Source organism: Meridianimarinicoccus zhengii, assembly GCF_003254465.1.
Lineage (GTDB): Bacteria > Pseudomonadota > Alphaproteobacteria > Rhodobacterales > Rhodobacteraceae > Meridianimarinicoccus > Meridianimarinicoccus zhengii.
Map to the genome: position 1 here is coordinate 1 of NZ_QDFI01000196.1, position 776 is coordinate 776.

At 72.7% G+C, this 776-nt stretch carries 1 pseudogene; it reads right to left on the bottom strand.

Going from position 1 to position 776, the window contains the following annotated elements:
* Nucleotides 1-133 precede the first annotated feature (133 nt).
* A pseudogene (locus DDE13_RS22585) lies at nucleotides 134-776 on the bottom strand (MFS transporter); the annotation flags it as partial.

Genomic DNA, 776 nt, shown 5'->3' on the forward strand with positions numbered 1-776 from the left:
ATGGGCTTCGTCTTCCTCGTCTCCGCCCTCGACTGGCTCAGATGAATGCAGACACGGCCTAGGGCGCCAGCGCCATGATGCCCGGCCGGTCCGCTGGCGCAGGTTCAAGCGGTCGAAGCCGCGGGTGCCTGCGTCACGGGCGGCGTGTTGCCACAGCCGCGAAGAACGGAAACGCCGCCATCATCACGACCAACCCCCAGAAGGCGGCGACGAGGCTCGTGCCATGGGCCACGGCGCCGATGGCGGCAGGGCCGAGCAGAACGCCGGCATAGCCCGTCGTCGTGACCGCCGCGATGGCAAGGCCGGGGTCCATCCCCGTCTGGCGGCCAGCGGCGCTGAACAGAACCGGCACGAGATTGGCCGCGCCCAGCCCCACAAGGGTGAAGCCGCCCATGGCGATCGCCGCCGTCGGTGCCCAGAGCATCACGACAAGCCCCGCCGCGACGACGAACCCGCCGCCGCACAGCGTGGCCAACGGGCCGATGGCGGCCACGAGCCGGTCGCCCGACAGCCGCCCCGCCGCCATCGCCCCCGACAGGAACATGAAGCCGAGCCCCGCCCGCACCGGATCCTGAAGCCCGCGTTCGACCATCAGAAGCGCACCCCAGTCGAGGATCGCACCTTCGACGAGGAAGGCCGCCGCCGTCAGCGCCGACAACAGCAGCACAATGCCGCGCGGCAGGGCCAGCCGCGGCGGTGCCCCGCCGCTTGCGCGCAAGAGCCCCGGTGCCGCGATGGCGAGGCACAGTGCCGCGACGGCGGCCGCCGCCAGCGCG